Genomic DNA, 14,134 nt, shown 5'->3' with positions numbered 1-14,134 from the left:
ATGCTAACAAATCGGCAATTACAGATATTGCAAGTAATCGTAGATGATTTTATTATGTCTGCACAGCCGGTAGGTTCTCGCCAAATCTCAAAAAAACATGAGATTACATTTAGTCCAGCCACTATTAGAAACGAAATGGCGGATTTAGAGGAATTAGGTTTTTTAGAAAAAACACATACTTCCTCTGGTCGAGTGCCTTCGGAAAAGGGGTATAGATTTTATGTAGATCATTTGTTGAATCCACAGGGCATTAATTCTCGTGATATTCAGCAGATTCAATCGATATTCAATGAACGTCTAGTAGAAGTAGAGCACATTATCCGAAAGTCAGCCAATATTTTATCTGAGCTGACATCGTATACATCGATTCTTTTAGGACCAGATGTCCAAAGGCATCGAGTAAAGCGATTTTCTATTGTGCCACTCTCAAGTGATGCTGCAGTAGCGATTATCGTAACGAATAACGGTCATGTTGAGAATCGCATGTTTAGTTTACCACCTAATTTTACCGCTGCTGAACTAGAAAAAATGGTTAACATCTTAAATGAACGCTTAGTTGGTGTTTCATTAGATGAAATCCATAAAAAGTTGGAAATTGAAATACTCGCCATTTTACAACAACATGTGCGATCTGCGGATGATTTTATCCATTCGCTCGTTTCAGCTACAATGCAAAATTCGGAAAGTAAAATTTTCTACGGTGGCAAGACAAATATGTTCAACCAGCCGGAATTCCACGATTTAAATAAGGTCCGAATGATTCTGGACTTAATGGAAACGACTAGCCAAGTGCAGTCGCTCTTCCATCCGAACGAATCGGGTATTCATATTCGTATTGGCTCGGAAAATAAGCAGTTAGAAATGGAAAACTGTAGTGTCATAACAACGACTTATTCAATAGGTGAAGATCAACAAGGAGCCATTGCAATTATTGGTCCAACACGCATGGATTACAAGCGTGTGGTTGCTTTGCTTGAAGTAATGCGTTTGGATTTATCCCAAGCCTTTACGAAGAATCGTAGTGATTGATAATGAGGAGGATTTAAGTGACTGAAACAACTGAAAACAAAGACCTTGTACAAGAAAATGTACAAGCTGAAAACGAGTCAACTGTAGAGCAAACAGAAACGCAAGAAGTAGAACTAACAGTGGAAGAGCAGTATGAAGCAAAGCTGGCAGAGTTGCAAGCGAAGCTAGATGACGAGGAAAATCGTCACCTACGTTTGCGTGCAGACTTTGATAATTTACGCCGTCGTTCACAGCTTGATCGTGAGGCTGCCGAAAAATATCGTGCACAAAACCTATTAACGGATTTACTGCCGGTATTAGATAATTTTGAACGTGCTTTGCAAATTGAACCAACTTCTGATGAAGCAACATCAATTGTAAAGGGCATCGAAATGGTCTACCGTTCACTATTGGAAGCAACTGAAAAAGAAGGCTTGCAAGTTATTAAAGCAGAAGGGGAGCAGTTTGATCCAAACGTCCACCAAGCTGTCATGCAAGAACAAGATAGTGAAAAAGAACAAGGTGTAGTATTACGTGAGTTGCAAAAAGGCTATATTTTAAAGGATCGCGTATTACGCCCAACGATGGTATCTGTAAACGAATAGTCAAAGCATCATTAATAAAAAATATTTTAGTTAATTAACGCAGCTTTGCGTTTTAATAATAGGAGGAAATTTTACTATGAGCAAAATTATCGGTATTGACTTAGGAACAACAAACTCTTGTGTATCTGTACTTGAAGGCGGAGAACCAAAAGTTATCCCAAATCCAGAAGGAAACCGCACTACTCCATCTGTAGTAGCATTCAAAAATGGTGAAAAACAAGTTGGTGAAGTAGCAAAACGCCAATCAGTAACGAATCCAAACACAATTATTTCAATCAAATCAAAAATGGGTACAGCAGAAAAAGTGAAAGTGGAAGATAAAGAATACACACCACAAGAAGTTTCAGCAATGATTCTTCAATACTTAAAAGGCTATGCAGAAGATTACTTAGGTGAAAAAGTAACAAAAGCAGTAATTACTGTGCCTGCTTACTTTAACGATGCGCAACGTCAAGCGACAAAAGACGCTGGTAAAATCGCTGGTCTTGAAGTAGAGCGTATTATCAATGAACCAACAGCTGCTGCACTTGCTTATGGTTTAGACAAACAAGATGTAGACCAAAAAGTATTAGTATTTGACCTTGGTGGTGGTACATTCGACGTATCGATCCTTGAATTAGGTGACGGTGTATTCGAAGTATTAGCGACTGCTGGTGATAACAAACTTGGTGGTGACGATTTCGATGACGCAGTTATTGAATATTTAGTAGCTGAATTCAAAAAAGAAAACGGCATTGACCTTTCTAAAGATAAAATGGCTATGCAACGTCTAAAAGATGCTGCTGAAAAAGCGAAAAAAGATTTATCAGGTGTAACTTCTACACAAATTTCTTTACCATTCATTACAGCTGGTGAAGCAGGTCCATTACACTTAGAAATCTCTTTAACTCGTGCGAAATTCGATGAAATTACATTACCATTAGTAAACCGTACAGTAGGTCCAGTACGTCAAGCATTATCTGATGCAGGCCTATCAACTTCAGAAATTGACCAAGTTATTTTAGTTGGTGGATCTACTCGTATTCCAGCAGTACAAGAAGCTGTACGTAAAGAAACTGGTAAAGAGCCTCACCGTGGCGTTAACCCTGACGAAGTAGTAGCGATGGGTGCTGCAGTTCAAGGTGGCGTATTAACTGGTGATGTGAAAGACGTAGTACTTCTTGACGTAACACCTCTTTCTTTAGGTATTGAAACAATGGGTGGCGTGTTCACAAAATTAATCGATCGTAACACAACAATTCCAACATCTAAATCACAAGTATTCTCAACTGCGGCTGATAACCAACCAGCAGTAGATATTCACGTATTGCAAGGTGAACGTTCTATGGCAGCGGATAATAAAACATTAGGTCGCTTCCAATTAGCGGATATCCCACCAGCACCACGTGGTATTCCACAAATCGAAGTAACATTTGATATCGACAAAAATGGTATCGTTTCGGTTAAAGCGAAAGATTTAGGTACAAATAAAGAACAAACAATTGTTATTCAATCTGATTCTGGTTTATCAGACGATGAAATTGAACGCATGGTAAAAGACGCTGAAGCGAATGCAGAAGCGGATGCAAAACGTAAAGAAGAAGCTGATGTTCGCAACGAAGCTGATCAATTAGTATTCCAAGTTGATAAAACAATCGCTGACTTAGGTGAGCAAATTACAGAAGATGAGAAGAAATCTGTAGAGGATGCTCGTGATGAGCTTAAAAAAGCGCTTGAAGCTGGCGAATTAGAAGGTATTAAATCAGCGAAAGAAAAATTAGAAGGCGTATTACAGCCTCTAGTAATGAAAGTATACGAACAAGCTGCAGCTGCAGCACAAGCGGCTCAAGGTGGCGAAGCAGGTCCTGATGCTGGAGCAGATAAAAAAGACGACGGTATCGTAGACGCTGACTTCGAAGAAGTAAAAGACGACAAATAAGAAATTTTCAACAGCACAGTAAAGTGAAGAAGCCAAAGACCGCTTGCGGCTTTGGCTTTTCTCTTTCTATACAATTGTTTCCTGATGTTCTAGTAGATGAACTCGAAGTGTCATCGACATGTCAATTCGACAATAGGGCATAGATGCATTGATAGAAAAGTGAAAATTATGGCGAAAATAGAGGCAGTTTTTTAGACTGCATGTTACAATAGATTTTATGCAAAAAGAGCGGAGTGTGAATCATGGAGAAACGCGATTATTACGAGGTGCTTGGTTTAACGAAATCGGCTTCTAAAGATGACATTAAAAAGGCATACCGTAAATTATCAAAACAATACCATCCTGATCTAAATAAAGAGCCAGGTGCGGATGAAAAATTCAAAGAAATTGCTGAAGCTTATGAAGTATTAAGTGACGATCAGAAAAAAGCCCGCTACGACCAATTTGGACATGAAGATCCAAATGCAGGCTTTGGTGGTGGCTTTGGAGGCGGTGGCTTTGGCGGCTTCGAGGATATTTTCAGTTCATTCTTTGGCGGTGGTGGACGCCGACAAGACCCAAATGCACCACGTAAAGGTGACGATCTGCAATACCGCATGAATATTAAATTTGAGGAAGCAATTTTCGGGAAAGAAACAGAAATTGAAATTCCTAAAGACGAAACATGTGATACATGCCATGGCTCGGGTGCTAAACCAGGAACATCTCCTGAGACATGTTCGACATGTAAAGGTGCAGGACAAATTAATCAGGCTGTCGATACACCATTTGGCCGCATGATGAATCGTCGTACTTGTACGACATGTCACGGAACAGGTAAAATTATTAAAGAAAAATGTTCAACTTGTCGCGGTGAAGGTAAAGTTCAAAAACGTAAAAAAATTAAAGTATCAATTCCAGCAGGTGTGGATGATGGTCAACAAATTCGTGTAACAGGTCAAGGTGAACCTGGTATTAACGGTGGTCCAGCAGGTGACTTATACATCATGTTCCGCGTTCAAGGGCACAATGAATTCGAGCGCGATGGCGATGATATTTACTACGAATTAAAATTAACATTCCCTCAAGCAGCATTAGGCGATGAAATTGAAGTACCGACTGTACATGGTAAAGTGAAATTACGTATTCCAGCGGGTACACAATCAGGTGCACAATTCCGCTTGAAAGATAAAGGCGTAAAAAATGTGCATGGTTATGGAACGGGTAACCAATATGTAACAGTTAGGGTTATTACGCCAGAAAAGCTAACAGAAAAACAAAAACAATTACTACGTGAATTTGCAGAAATTAGTGGCGATATTCCAGAAGAACAAGGAAGCTCACTATTTGATAAAATCAAGAAAAAATTCCAAGGTGAATAATTAGAGGAGCTGAAGAGCTACGTGAAGTGGTCAGAATTATCCATTCATACAAAAAATGAAGCGGTGGAAGCAATTTCAAATATTTTGCATGAAGCAGGGGCTAGTGGTGTTGTTATTGAGGATTCAGCTGAATTTGCGAAGCCACGTGAAGATCAGTATGGTGAAATTTACGCGCTAAATGAAGAAGATTTCCCAAAAGAGGGTGTTATCGTTAAAGCTTACTTATCAGAGTCTAGCTTTTTAAATGAAACAGTCGAAGAAATCAAGGCGGCGATTACGAATTTAACGAATTTCAACATTGATATCGGAGAAAATGTTGTTTCGATTGTAGAAGTGAACGAGGAAGATTGGGCGACAGCGTGGAAGCAATACTATCACCCTGTTAAAATTTCGGAACGTTTTACAATTGTACCGACATGGGAAGACTATACACCAGTTTCAACGGATGAATTAATCATTGAGTTAGATCCTGGTATGGCATTTGGTACAGGAACACACCCAACTACGGTTATGTGCTTACAAGGTCTCGAGAAAGTCGTGAAAGAAGGCGACACGGTTGTCGACATTGGCACAGGCTCTGGGGTTCTTTCAATTGGTGCAGCAATGCTCGGTGCAAAAAGTGTGCATGCGCTTGATTTGGATGAAGTAGCTGTACGTTCTGCCAAAGAAAATGTTGCGTTAAACAAAGTAAGCGATAAAGTTGAAGTTTTCCATGGTAACTTATTAGATACTGTGAAAGAGCCAGCTGATGTTGTAGTCGCGAACATTTTAGCAGAGATAATTATGTCCTTTACTGACGATGCATTTACAATTGTCAAACCAGGTGGATTATATGTCACTTCAGGCATCATTGGGGCGAAACGAGATGATGTGAAAGCAGCACTTGAAGCTTCAGGTTTTGTTATAGAAGAAGTATTATTAATGGAAGATTGGGTAGCGATTATCGCTCGTCGACCACAATAAATTGACCAAGGAAGCGCCAAATCGTGAGCCGAGTGCTTACGGTTTGGCGTTTTCTTTATAAGAAAGGAGTGTGAGCTATGCAACGTTATTTCATCGACACAACTATTGATTCAGCCCGCATTTCAGGTGAAGATGCGCGCCATATTATGCGTGTTATGCGTATGAAAGAAGGTGCGGAAATCATCGTCGTGGCACAAGATACTGCTTATATTTGCACAATTGCTGCATTTGAAGATGATGATGTTCTTGTGAAAGCGACTGGACGAACAATTCCCTCTCCAGAGCTCCCTATTCGTGTAACAGTTGCTTGTGGGTTGCCTAAAGGTGATAAACTAGAACTCATTACACAAAAAGCAACAGAGCTTGGCATGTACGCCTTATTACCATTTGAAGCGGAGCGATCCATTGTAAAATGGGATGTTAAAAAAGGTGCGAAAAAGCAGGAGCGCTTGCAAAAAATTGCAAAAGAGGCAGCGGAGCAATCACATCGCACACACATTCCAGAAATATATGAACCAATAAAATTTTCTCAGCTTGTATCGCGTATGGGTGATTTTGACGCTGTATTTATTGCAGATGAAGAGGATGCAAAGGCAGAAAAACGCACAAGGTTTGCGGATAAGCTAAAAAACGTGTATGATAAGGAGTCGAAATCAATCCTTATTATCTTCGGTCCAGAAGGTGGAATTGCGCGTAAAGAAGCAGATACACTGAAGCAAGCTGGCGCGCAAACGATGTCTCTTGGTCCAAGAATTTTACGTGCAGAAACAGCGCCACTTTATGCGCTATCTGCAATATCATATGAATTTGAATGAAAGAGGTGTTTAGCCTTGTCAAAAGTGGCTTTTCACACACTTGGCTGTGCATGAGTAAACTACATTATGATTGCGTACAAACTTAATAAGGATAAGGGTTAACGGCTTGGGGAAAACAACTGTGGTTTAATTTAATTAATGAATGATAAAGATAGCCAATTCGAAAATTTGAATTGGCTATTTTTTGTGTTTTACGTATGTTAAAGTATTACTGTATAAGTTATATCTTTAGGTCAATATCTGGGTATAGAGTTATACTATATACATATATTAAAGAAGGAGTTCTAAAATGAAAAAGAACAAAAAGAACAAAAAGAACACAAAGAACACAAATATTATAATTTTAGCAGTTATCAGTAGCTTTATTTTGTTTGGAATTCTTTTATTTTGGAAAGATTCAAATAGTGTTTTGAACTATTTTGGAATATCTGCAACAATTGTGGGTTTTATTTTAACATTGTTCCTCTTAAACGTGGTCACTGATATTTCTAAGGCTTTTTTAGCCTTTAAAGAAAATCAAATTTTTCATGATACGGTGCTACAAAGTTTTATAAAGGAATTAGAAGAAATTATAGCTATGGCAGATAATTTATTATCAAAAGAGCAAGTGGATGAATTATCTATAAGAGCAAAGTTCTGTTCTAATATAGATATTACATACTCTAAATATATAAGTGATTTATCAAATTATCCTGTAGCGGGATCAGGTAAATTTCAAGAAGCTTTTCAGAGATATGAAAATTACATAATAAATAAAGTTAAATTGAATGAAGAACATAAATTAACTGATGAGTTGGTTATACAATCGTTAAAAGGGAATACACAGTCTATACTAGATAGTGCAAGGTTGTATGAAAGTACATTAAAATCAATAAATTAAGGGGAATTCATATGAATAAAGAAGAGAAAGAAGAACTTCAATATTATCATAAAACAATGGATATATTTGTAGAGAAATTAATGGAGAAAAAAAATAAAAAGAACCAATTGTTATGGGAAAAAATAGATAAGAAGTTATTGAAACATTTAACATTACCTACTGGTAAATTTGTAGAAAAAATTAATGAAATGTATAGTACACATGTAGTTACAAAGGGTGCAAAAAAACAATATTTTGTAATTGGTGAATACCTTAGAAAAGATTTTTTTAATAAACTGGAATATGATATAAATAAAGAAATATTTTTTACTGTATATATGTTTGATGATGATGTACCTGATAAAGTGGGGACAGGTAAAGTTTACTTAACAGAAAGTATGTATAAAAATTTCCTATTAGAAAATGACCACTCTTCAGATATGATATTAAAAAAATTAAATTTACTTTTATCATCATATACAGAGGCAACTTTGCAAAACTCCGATGATTTATTTGAATTATTCTAAATTGATAAATAATTTTTAATCAACTTTATCATAAAAAAATATAGTATTAAAAAATCTCCTTTCGTTTTATTAGAAAGGAGACTTTTAATTTTTGAAAACAATATCTAATCTTTTATCTTGTTTATATAATATCGAATAGCAACTGAGTTGCCTCTTTTCACAATTAAACCTTTTTCCATCATTTCATGAAGAAGTGCGAGAGTGCTACTACGTTTCATGTTGGTTAAATTCTCTAACTCAGTACGATTTGCAGAACCATGCTCTTTGAGATGAATTAATACAATTTCTTCGTAAGATTGATATAAGAATTTTTCTCGATTATTTGATTTGCGATCTTGTAATGGTTTGTATGCAAAATTGTGTTTGATACCATTTTTAAAAGTAATGGATCTAATTTTTTTATCAGTCACAATGATTTTACTAATAACTGACTGTATGAAATCTGTAATCATTTCTTTACCCACAATATCAAGTAATTCTCTATAATCTATATCACGACTATGGAATAATTCCTGTGTTATCAAAAAATGTTTGGCATTATTTAAAAATGACTTGTCCATTCCACTTGAAGAAGATTCCTGGTATTTATTATTTAGCTCTTCATTTAATTTTTCCACTTTACTCAACAATTCGCGCTTTTTAAAAATATAATCTTTTTCACTCATTGCTTCTTCGCTGAACAAAAATAAATCCTCAAGTCGGCCAAGTGCTTTCTCGAATTTTTGTTTTTCCTTTATTATCTGATCTATGGCAAGAGAGGAATGGGATGGTTCATTTTCAGATTCAAGCGCGTACGGCTGCGCATTAAAACCCTCAATAAACATTAAATGTGTATCTTGCAATGCCTCGCGATTTATTCCTAAAACGTCCACAAATGCACTCCCGCGTAATAACATTCTCTCGATGTCTTTTAATGCATGTTTAGGTGTTACTTTATCTTGTAGTCTAATTAGGTTTGATACATAGTTTAAAACAAAAGGAATTAGTGTTATATCGCTCACAAAGTTATTACAGTTATGAGTGTTTTCTGTAAGTTTATTAGTTGAACAAGTATAACGAGAAGGGCGATAACCGTCTTTTCGTGCAGCATCCAATCCAGCGGTAAGTAACATATCGCATTTCCCACAGTAGAGCATCCTAGAAAAAACATGTGTGTGTATATTTGCTCGTTGTGCATCTCCAATACCTTTGTAATTATCAGTCAACATTTTATTGACACGATGATATTGTTCTTTTGAAATAATTGGCGTGTGGTTATCTTCTACAACAATCCATTCTTCTTTATTTTTTAAGCGTCTGCTACCCTCGCTTTTTCTTATGTTGTAACGATAAGTTCCGATGTAAAACGGGTTTCTTAATATATCCCTAACGGTTTTAGCTGTCCATTTTCCACCTCGTTTAGTTTTAACCTGTTCATTATTCAAGCGAAAAGCCACCTTAGAAGTGGATGCAATCTTTTCATATATATCGTAAATATAATGAACAATAGCGGCTTCTTCTTGATCCACGACAGGGAACTTAGCCTCATCAGACCATACATAGCCAATTGGTACAGTCGCACCGTTCCACAGTCCTTTTTCAGCTCTTGACAGCATGATAGAAAATACTCGTTCTGCTGTTAATTTACGTTCCAACTCTGCAAATACAAGAATGATTTTCAACATAGCTTCACCCATTGCAGAAGAAGTATCGAATTGTTCATTTTTTGAAACGAAAGTCACCTTGTAGTTCTTCAATTCCTCATACATTTCAGAAAAATCTTTAAGATTACGCGATATTCTATCTATTTTCCATACAAGTAAATGTGTAAATTCACCGTTACGTATACGCTGCATCATTTGTTGATATCTAGGGCGATCAGTATTTTTAGCCGAATAGCCAGCATCTTCAAAAATTTCTACATCTTCGATATTCAAAGCATATTTAGCGTAATTTTCCAACTCTTGGCGTTGGAAAGGTAATGAATCTTTATCAACTTGGTGCAATGTACTCACACGTACGTATAATGCTGCTTTTTTCAAACTATAATTCCTCTCTTCCTTAGAATAGTACATTGTCTGCTTGTTTATATGTGTAATATTAAGCAAGAAATGCGGTAGATATCAAGCTTTTTACTGCGATTGCTTAATTATAACAAAATAATGTATAAATTATGAAAAAATGGCGAAAAAGAATTATTGGTTATACGCCCTTTTATTACATTATTCGACATAAAATAGTTAAAAAGTAACGGAGGAAATGTAAGAAAAGTAAAGAATTTCTTAATATGTCGAAGCTGGTCGTACAAAAGTGATATGAATATTAGGTATTTGGATATAAAATGTAAATAACAATAATGTCGAATACTGTCATTATTGAAAAGTTTAAAATACATAAATAATAATTGGTAAGAACATATGTTCGGTGTATAATGAGCTAAGAGGTGGTAAGGGTGAAAAAAGGGTTAATAAAAATGATTGAAGAATTAAATGATGAGAAATTAATACGCAGGCTGTTTTACTTAGTAAAAGCAGCAATTAAAAAAAGTAGCTCTGATGAATAAGAGCTACTTTTTTGATTGCTTCGCAAGCATACCATCGATAAGTTGATTAAGCATTAATAAATAATCTTCATCAAGTTCATATGCTTTTGTGATAATGTCTTTGATCATGTCATTATCTGACGCGAGAATAATCCCTAATTTTTCTGAAACTAAATCATCCTCTGTTATAGCGGCATAAATATCGCCTTGGCCAGTTTTTATCCAATCCTCACTAACTCCAAATTTCATACATAAATGGTTTAGGAACAGCTCTGGTGGCTCAACAAGTCCATTTTCATATTTAGCAACTACATTCCTAGAGACTGCCAAACGTTTCCCAAATTCCTCTTGAGATAAATCGCTTTCTTTCCTTATTACTTGTATTCGTTCTCCAATCATCTTTAACACCACCTCTTCTATATGGTACATAAAATAATTTGTTCCTGCAAGAACGAAATAAAACGAAAAATAAAATTTTGTTCTTGAAAGAACACGAAATAGCTGTTATATTGTTCTTATGAGAACGCGATGAGGTGATAATGATGGCGAAAGAGGAAGAAATTAATAAAGTGTTAGAGAAATTAAGGTTATTGGATGATGAACAACTTATGTATATAGTTGGCGCGACAAATGCATTTTGTTTAACTCAACAACAATCTAATAAAAATAAGATTAATAATGTTGAAAAAGTTGTTTCATAAAAAATGCTAGTTTCAATGAATCTATGCGCTGTGATACCGAGCCAATGACGGTATAGAAATCTAATAGTTTATACGACTATAACAAAGCTACTTTTGATTATTTATGAGGTGAGGGTATGAAGGCGACAAATAATATTAACCAAGACAATTTACAACAAGAAAAAATAAAAAGAGCATTAGCCAAATACGGCATTTACAACGAGGAGCAGTTAAATTTAGCGATTCGAGAGATGAAACCTTTAAATATCGGATGTATGGTTTCGCCTGTTCCTTCGAAAAAAGCCATTATTCAAAATGCCATTTAATTAGAGGGGGAAATATAATGCTTGAACAACTTCAAACTGGATATGGACAAGCTTTGAAAAATTTGGTGTTTGTAGATTTCACGAATAAGAAAATCATAGGTGGATTAGACAAACTTCAAATAGAGCACTCAAAAGAAAGTGCTTGTTGTAAAGATTTAATATCAGCTATTAATATCCATTTTCGAAAAGGGGACTTTGATTTAGTGAAAGAGCGGATAGACGATCTAACTGAAAGCGCTGATTATATAAAACGTTTAGAAGGACAAATAAAAGAAAAACGCCTAAATAAACTTTATAAAATTGCTAGTCAACTGCATCAACAAGGTAAATTGGCAGAGGTTGTGAAATATGACTCAAATCCTTGTTAAAGGACATAAAAAAACTGCTTAATCGCTCCAACGATTAAACAGCAGGTAAACCTAGGAAATTATCTTAATTCAAATCATATCAAGAAACGGAGCATGTGTCTAGTTCGCGTCCGTAAAGATGAGGGAAATCTTAATGAAACAAGGCCGTAATTTAACAAGACAACAAAAGATTTATTTAAAGAGTTTACGTTTGAATCCTGACAATTGGCTGATTAGTAAAAAGTTAAAAAATAAGTGGCTTATTATTCACCGAATAACAGGTAAATTACGCTCTATTCCTGCACCATAAAAAAAGCCTTTGTGAGAAGTCGCAAGGGCTTTGATTTTAAACAAAAAAATGCCGTACTTACTCTGACCAGTAAGCACGGCTCACATGACTATTGCCATATATCTTATCGAAAGTATAACAATCTTCGCGGCAAATAGTCAATTACGTCCTTGTAATAGATATTACATTTACGACCAAGCTATAAAAATAACAAGGCTAATAGATTATTAATATCATCGGGAGAGAGTTGTTATGAGGATAAGAAAGCATAAGTTGAAGCATGTATTGGCGACATATGAAGAATCGTTTGCAATAGAAAAAAAGAATTGCGAACAATCGCATTTTGATAGTTTGCGTGCGGAATCTTTAGCTGGATATAGAGTGAAAACAATAAAGAGTGGGCCAATATTGGAAGTCGAAGCATATCCATTTTGGAAAATCCCACAAGGAACACGTAAAAAAAGAGGCGAAGAGAGTAGCGATTCACAAAAGAATTTGAATGATAAGAATACAAAAAAACATGTAACAAGGCTTATCAATGCTAATTTTAAAAATTTTGATGATATTTGGCTTACGTACACATATCCAGAAGGAAAAATGCCAGCGGATTTCGAGCAAGCCAAAAAAGATATGACAAACCTTGTTAGACGAATGAAAAACTGGTTAAAGAAGCAAAGCCAGTTTATGAATTTTGAATTGAAATATATCTACGTAACAGAGCATACACGCGATGGAAATAAGGTAAGGGCGCATCATCACATGGTTACTAACTTCCCTAATCGCGATATTGCAGAAAATTTGTGGAATTGCGGGGGACGTACTCAATCGCGCAGATTGCAAAGTGATGATTTTGGCTTTGAAGGAATGGCCCGCTACATTACAAAAGAAAAAGGCAACAAAACAATGAAACGCTATACACCTTCGCGTAATTTGAAGCAGCCAACTGTTACCGTAGCGGATACAAAATTAACACGCAGGCGTGCTGAAAAAATAGCTAAAGAAGAAATTTCAGCACAAGAGATATTTGAAAAGTGGCACAAAGAATACCAATTTAAAGATATGCAAGTGAAGTTTTCTGATTTTGTTTCAGGGGCGTATTTGCATGTACGAATGAAGCGGATAGATAATTTTACAAAAAAAGGGAGAACAACATATGACGATGAAGACGATCAGCATTATTAATCTAAAAGGTGGCGTAGCAAAAACAGTTTCAACTATCAATATTGCTTACACACTGGTTGCTATACATGGAAAGCGTGTATTAATTATCGATAACGACAAGCAAGGTAATACATCAAAGTTTTTCGGGCTTTACGATCCTTCGAGTTATGGATTATCTGAGTTATTAACAGATAAAAAGATGGATGTGAATAACGTTATTCAGCAAACAAATTATGATGGGCTGGATATTATCACTGCAAATATGAATTTGTTACGCACGAATAAAGAAATCTTAATGGATGTGTCGCGCCCACAGCAAACGCGGCTACGTAAAAAGCTAGAGAAAGTGAAAGATCAATATGATTACGTAATTATAGACAATGCTCCAGATATTAATATGACAGTTATAAATGCATTAGTTGCTTCTGATGATGTGTTAGTACCAATTAAAATAGACCAATTTAGTTTTGATGGATTAGAGCAAATAATTGAGCAAATCGAGGATGTAAGTGAGTTTAATAGTGATATTCGTTTTGCTGGTTGTTTTATCACGATGTATCAACGGAGTAGCGTAAATCAACAAGGGGCGGAATTGTTAGAACAACAAGGGTATCCAATGTTCGCCACGCGAGTTAGAAAGACTGTAAAAGTAGATGAAATGACGTTCAGTAGAAAGCCGTTGTTAGATTACGCGAAGCGGTCAACAGCTTGCGTGGATTATGTAGCGCTAGTAAAAGAATATTTAGAATTGTGA

General features: G+C 35.8%; 16 protein-coding genes. 14 read left to right on the top strand and 2 right to left on the bottom strand.

The genetic code is table 11. From position 1 onward, the window contains the following. The 8 genes from hrcA to ACIQXW_RS11350 all read left to right on the top strand — a co-directional run bounded on the left by hrcA (window position 1) and on the right by ACIQXW_RS11350 (window position 8,056). On the top strand, window positions 1–1,029 hold the full coding sequence (gene hrcA / locus ACIQXW_RS11385; RefSeq protein ID WP_340823604.1) for a heat-inducible transcriptional repressor HrcA: 1,029 nt from the start codon (window positions 1–3) through the stop codon (window positions 1,027–1,029). Window positions 1,030–1,046: 17 nt separating this feature from the next. After that, the gene (gene grpE / locus ACIQXW_RS11380) at window positions 1,047–1,613 is read left to right on the top strand and encodes a nucleotide exchange factor GrpE (protein ID WP_401017837.1); all 567 of its coding nucleotides are present in this window, start codon (window positions 1,047–1,049) and stop codon (window positions 1,611–1,613) included. 76 nt (window positions 1,614–1,689) lie between these two features. After that, on the top strand, window positions 1,690–3,531 hold the full coding sequence (gene dnaK / locus ACIQXW_RS11375; RefSeq protein ID WP_340823606.1) for a molecular chaperone DnaK: 1,842 nt from the start codon (window positions 1,690–1,692) through the stop codon (window positions 3,529–3,531). Between the two features lie 242 nt (window positions 3,532–3,773). Next, window positions 3,774–4,892: a molecular chaperone DnaJ gene (gene dnaJ, locus ACIQXW_RS11370; protein WP_340823607.1), complete on the top strand. Its 1,119-nt coding sequence runs from the start codon at window positions 3,774–3,776 to the stop codon at window positions 4,890–4,892. Between the two features lie 21 nt (window positions 4,893–4,913). After that, window positions 4,914–5,855, top strand: coding sequence for a 50S ribosomal protein L11 methyltransferase (gene prmA, locus ACIQXW_RS11365; RefSeq protein WP_340823608.1), 942 nt, complete (start codon window positions 4,914–4,916; stop codon window positions 5,853–5,855). Window positions 5,856–5,932: 77 nt separating this feature from the next. Continuing rightward, window positions 5,933–6,670, top strand: coding sequence for a 16S rRNA (uracil(1498)-N(3))-methyltransferase (locus tag ACIQXW_RS11360; protein ID WP_402762144.1), 738 nt, complete (start codon window positions 5,933–5,935; stop codon window positions 6,668–6,670). Between the two features lie 289 nt (window positions 6,671–6,959). Further along, window positions 6,960–7,550, top strand: coding sequence for a hypothetical protein (locus tag ACIQXW_RS11355; RefSeq protein ID WP_402762141.1), 591 nt, complete (start codon window positions 6,960–6,962; stop codon window positions 7,548–7,550). Window positions 7,551–7,561: 11 nt separating this feature from the next. Next, window positions 7,562–8,056: a hypothetical protein gene (locus ACIQXW_RS11350; protein ID WP_402762139.1), complete on the top strand. Its 495-nt coding sequence runs from the start codon at window positions 7,562–7,564 to the stop codon at window positions 8,054–8,056. A gap of 104 nt (window positions 8,057–8,160) precedes the next feature. Here the strand turns inward: ACIQXW_RS11350 and ACIQXW_RS11345 are convergent, their stop codons facing one another. Together ACIQXW_RS11345 and ACIQXW_RS11340 are read right to left on the bottom strand one after the other, a co-directional pair. After that, window positions 8,161–10,077 (bottom strand): recombinase family protein, encoded by a 1,917-nt coding sequence (locus tag ACIQXW_RS11345; protein WP_402762136.1) that lies wholly within the window; start codon window positions 10,075–10,077, stop codon window positions 8,161–8,163. Between the two features lie 524 nt (window positions 10,078–10,601). Next, window positions 10,602–10,976 (bottom strand): helix-turn-helix domain-containing protein, encoded by a 375-nt coding sequence (locus tag ACIQXW_RS11340; RefSeq protein ID WP_402762133.1) that lies wholly within the window; start codon window positions 10,974–10,976, stop codon window positions 10,602–10,604. Between the two features lie 140 nt (window positions 10,977–11,116). On the opposite strand from ACIQXW_RS11340, the gene ACIQXW_RS11335 reads away from it, so the two are divergent. From ACIQXW_RS11335 to ACIQXW_RS11310, 6 genes are all read left to right on the top strand, one after another. Beyond that, the gene (locus ACIQXW_RS11335) at window positions 11,117–11,278 is read left to right on the top strand and encodes a hypothetical protein (protein WP_402762131.1); all 162 of its coding nucleotides are present in this window, start codon (window positions 11,117–11,119) and stop codon (window positions 11,276–11,278) included. Between the two features lie 116 nt (window positions 11,279–11,394). After that, entirely contained in the window at window positions 11,395–11,583 is a 189-nt protein-coding gene (locus ACIQXW_RS11330) for a hypothetical protein (RefSeq protein WP_402762129.1), read from the top strand. A gap of 17 nt (window positions 11,584–11,600) precedes the next feature. Then, complete coding sequence (locus tag ACIQXW_RS11325) at window positions 11,601–11,951, top strand: hypothetical protein (RefSeq protein WP_402762127.1); 351 nt, start codon at window positions 11,601–11,603, stop codon at window positions 11,949–11,951. 133 nt (window positions 11,952–12,084) lie between these two features. Continuing rightward, window positions 12,085–12,240, top strand: a complete 156-nt coding sequence (locus ACIQXW_RS11320; RefSeq protein WP_402762125.1) for a DUF6906 family protein — start codon at window positions 12,085–12,087, stop codon at window positions 12,238–12,240. A gap of 264 nt (window positions 12,241–12,504) precedes the next feature. Next, window positions 12,505–13,401: a rolling circle replication-associated protein gene (locus ACIQXW_RS11315; RefSeq protein ID WP_402762123.1), complete on the top strand. Its 897-nt coding sequence runs from the start codon at window positions 12,505–12,507 to the stop codon at window positions 13,399–13,401. Beyond that, complete coding sequence (locus ACIQXW_RS11310; RefSeq protein WP_402762120.1) at window positions 13,373–14,134, top strand: ParA family protein; 762 nt, start codon at window positions 13,373–13,375, stop codon at window positions 14,132–14,134. The genes ACIQXW_RS11315 and ACIQXW_RS11310 overlap by 29 nt, the downstream gene beginning before the upstream one ends.

It is taken from the genome of Lysinibacillus sp. NPDC097162, assembly GCF_044762185.1.
In the GTDB taxonomy this organism is placed as follows: domain Bacteria; phylum Bacillota; class Bacilli; order Bacillales_A; family Planococcaceae; genus Lysinibacillus.
The sequence above is the reverse complement of the archived record's forward strand: the minus strand, read 5'-3'. Positions and strand labels throughout refer to the sequence as shown.

What these genes read in the sequence shown, in the direction of transcription:
- hrcA (WP_340823604.1), top strand. Translation starts at nt 1, where the DNA reads ATGCTAACAAATCGGCAATTACAGATATTGCAAGTAATCGTAGATGAT.
- dnaK (WP_340823606.1), top strand. Translation starts at nt 1,690, where the DNA reads ATGAGCAAAATTATCGGTATTGACTTAGGAACAACAAACTCTTGTGTA.
- dnaJ (WP_340823607.1), top strand. Translation starts at nt 3,774, where the DNA reads ATGGAGAAACGCGATTATTACGAGGTGCTTGGTTTAACGAAATCGGCT.
- ACIQXW_RS11360 (WP_402762144.1), top strand. Translation starts at nt 5,933, where the DNA reads ATGCAACGTTATTTCATCGACACAACTATTGATTCAGCCCGCATTTCA.
- ACIQXW_RS11355 (WP_402762141.1), top strand. Translation starts at nt 6,960, where the DNA reads ATGAAAAAGAACAAAAAGAACAAAAAGAACACAAAGAACACAAATATT.
- ACIQXW_RS11350 (WP_402762139.1), top strand. Translation starts at nt 7,562, where the DNA reads ATGAATAAAGAAGAGAAAGAAGAACTTCAATATTATCATAAAACAATG.
- ACIQXW_RS11340 (WP_402762133.1), bottom strand. Translation starts at nt 10,976, where the DNA reads ATGATTGGAGAACGAATACAAGTAATAAGGAAAGAAAGCGATTTATCT.
- ACIQXW_RS11335 (WP_402762131.1), top strand. Translation starts at nt 11,117, where the DNA reads ATGATGGCGAAAGAGGAAGAAATTAATAAAGTGTTAGAGAAATTAAGG.
- ACIQXW_RS11330 (WP_402762129.1), top strand. Translation starts at nt 11,395, where the DNA reads ATGAAGGCGACAAATAATATTAACCAAGACAATTTACAACAAGAAAAA.
- ACIQXW_RS11325 (WP_402762127.1), top strand. Translation starts at nt 11,601, where the DNA reads ATGCTTGAACAACTTCAAACTGGATATGGACAAGCTTTGAAAAATTTG.
- ACIQXW_RS11320 (WP_402762125.1), top strand. Translation starts at nt 12,085, where the DNA reads ATGAAACAAGGCCGTAATTTAACAAGACAACAAAAGATTTATTTAAAG.
- ACIQXW_RS11310 (WP_402762120.1), top strand. Translation starts at nt 13,373, where the DNA reads ATGACGATGAAGACGATCAGCATTATTAATCTAAAAGGTGGCGTAGCA.